The sequence below is a fragment of the Pseudoalteromonas sp. TAB23 genome (assembly GCF_000498075.1).
Lineage (GTDB): Bacteria > Pseudomonadota > Gammaproteobacteria > Enterobacterales > Alteromonadaceae > Pseudoalteromonas > Pseudoalteromonas arctica.
The window spans coordinates 883-3,679 of the sequence record NZ_AUTP01000137.1 but is presented as its reverse complement, the minus strand read 5'-3'; the positions used below and the strand labels follow the sequence as shown (position 1 = coordinate 3,679).

General features: G+C 40.7%; 2 protein-coding genes (1 of these 2 cut by a window edge). One reads left to right on the top strand and one right to left on the bottom strand.

All coding sequences use genetic code 11. The features are described from left to right. The first annotated feature begins 64 nt into the window (after positions 1-64). A protein-coding gene (locus L654_RS0105260) for an IS3 family transposase (RefSeq protein WP_139016089.1) occupies positions 65-1,233 on the top strand; the annotation gives its coding sequence in 2 pieces (ribosomal slippage) (positions 65-341 and positions 341-1,233; 1,170 coding nt in all). A gap of 463 nt (positions 1,234-1,696) precedes the next feature. On the opposite strand, the gene serS is transcribed toward L654_RS0105260, so the two are convergent. Next, a protein-coding gene (serS, locus tag L654_RS0105255) for a serine--tRNA ligase (RefSeq protein ID WP_024607478.1) crosses the window boundary here: on the bottom strand, positions 1,697-2,797 show its 3' portion. Its footprint extends 213 nt past the window's final position; 1,101 of the gene's 1,314 nt are visible here — the last part of the coding sequence; the start codon falls outside the window, past its right edge; the stop codon is at positions 1,697-1,699.

The window sequence follows — 2,797 nt, the reverse complement described above, 5'->3', positions numbered from 1 at the left end:
TGACGTGGTTTAATGGATTCGACTACCCCAGTTAAGAGATAATCAACTTAACTGGAGATCGATAATGACAAAACGTAAAAAGTATTCCAAAGAATTTAAACTTGATGCCATCGCATTAGTTGTTGAGCAAAACTACTCTCAAGCAGAAGCCTCTAGAAATTTAGGGGTAAATCCCAACATGCTTGGTCGGTGGATAAAAGAAGCTGAAAATGATGATGGGCAGGCTTTTAGAGGGAATGGTAATTTGACCCCTGAGCAAGAAGAGATCAGAGAGCTAAAAGCGCAAGTGAAACGCCTAGAAATGGAGCGTGAAATATTAAAAAAAGCGACGGTCTTCTTTGCCAAAGAAACGAAGTGAAATACTCGTTCATAACCCAATACAAGAAGACCTGGCCTGTGGCGGTAATGTGCCGAATACTGGGTGTAAAAAGTAACAATTACTATAGTTATCAAAAGCGATATTCAACTAAATCAGAGGATCCAACACATCAAGAAATGATTGATTGGGTCAAGGACATAGCGCACTTCAGTGATAATACTTACGGTGAAAGGCGTATTCAGAAAGTCTTAAATGCACTCGGTTTTCCGGTGAGCCGTCACAAAACAGCACAGTTAATGAAAGAGGCAAATGTCTGGGTGCGTTATAAAAAGAAATACAAAGTAACAACGAATAGTGACCATAACAAGCCTATTTATCCCAATGTACTTGAGCAAAACTTCAACGTTGAAGCCGCTGATCAAGCTTGGGTACAAGATATCACTTATGTTTGGACTGCAGAAGGTTGGTTATATCTGGCGGTAGTGATTGATTTATATTCGCGTAAAGTCGTTGGTTGGAGCATGGGCTCACGAATGAAAGCGCAGCTTGTCTGTGACGCACTGACTATGGCGATGTGGCAACGCCAACCCAAAGCAGGGTTGATTATCCATTCAGATCAAGGGGTTCAATATGCAAGCCATCAATATCGTAGATTGCTCAAGTCAAACGACTTCATTGGTAGCATGAGTAAGAAAGGTTGTTGCTGGGATAATGCTGTTGCAGAAAGCTTCTTCGGTAGTTTGAAGCAAGAGCGCGTGCATTGGAAAAATTACCCAACGCGTTATGAAGCTCAACAGGATGTAATGAATTACATCTGCATGTGGTACAACAGTCGTCGCTTACATTCGTACTTAAATTATCAAAGCCCAAATGACTTTGAAGAACGAACCGAAACATTAGATATGGTTTCTTAACTAGGGTGACTGAATTTAGTTGACCACGTCACACTTTTCCTTATTCGATATAAATCTAGCAATATATTTGTATCTACAAAAATCAAAGCATCCAGTTGCACAAAACTCTCCTAAAAATATAACAACTTTGTATCCGACATTTGTCGCTTTACAAACCGACAAATGTCCAAATATTACAAAGGTTCTAATTTAACCAGCTAATAAGCACTTGTAAACAACTAGTTAGCCGATATTTAAGTTTCCTTGATGTAGAAATACCCCAAAATGGTAGAGATCAGTAATATTGGACAAAAAAGTAATGAGCTATAAAAATAAGTGTAAGCGATACAATTAATAAGATAACTTGAAGTTTTCTTTAAGTTTTTACCTTCAACCTAAAACAAAAAAGCCGCTGTTCATTGCAAACAGCGGCTTTCGAATTAAGATTTACAAGCTTAAAGCTTGCTTAACTTAAACTTGATTTTTATTGTTTGCCAATCACTTCTAGTCCACCCATGTATGGGCGTAATACTTCTGGTACTACTACTGTGCCATCGGCTTGTTGGTAGTTTTCTAGGATGGCTACTAGTGTACGGCCAACGGCTAAGCCTGAACCATTTAGTGTATGTAGTAACTCTGGCTTTTTAACACCTTCACGGCGAAAACGTGCTTGCATACGACGCGCCTGAAAGTCAGCCATGTTTGAACATGATGAAATTTCGCGGTATGTGTCTTGCGCAGGTAACCATACTTCTAAATCGTATGTTTTAGCTGAACCAAAGCCCATGTCGCCCATACATAAAATTACTTTACGGTACGGAAGTTCTAGCGCTTGTAATATTTGCTCTGCGTGACCAGTTAACTCTTCAAGCGTTGCCATTGAGTCTTCTGGTTTTACAAGTTGTACAAGTTCAACTTTATCAAACTGGTGTTGACGAATTAAGCCACGTGTATCGCGACCATAACTGCCTGCTTCACTTCTAAAACACGGAGTGTGAGCAACTAAGCGAATTGGTAAATCGCTTTCGTCGTAAATTTCGTCACGGGCGCTATTTGTAAGCGGTACTTCAGCAGTAGGAATTAAGCTAAAGCCGGCTTGTTGTTCGCCGTCGTCATTTACAAGGCCTAATGTGTGGAATAAATCGCCTGCAAATTTAGGTAATTGGCTGGTGCCATAAAGGCTTGCGCTATTAACTAAGTACGGTACATACATTTCTGTGTAGCCGTTTTTGTCTGCGTGTGTATCTAGCATAAATTGCGTTAGTGCACGGTGCATACGCGCTACTTGGCCGCGCATTACGGTAAAGCGTGCGCCACTAATTTTAACGCCCATTTCAAAGTCTAAGCCGTTTAGGTCTTGGCCTACATCTACGTGGTCTTTAACTTCAAAATCGAATTTTTTAGGTGTGCCCCACGTTAAAATTTCAACGTTGTCGTCCTCGTCTATACCGGCAGGTACTGACTCGTCTGGCAAGTTTGGAATTGCTAAAGCAATGTCGTTAATTGCAGCTAATACTTCATCTTGCTCTGTTTTAGCGGCGTCTAGCTCACTGCCTAAGTTAGCCACTGCATCAAGTAGTGGCTG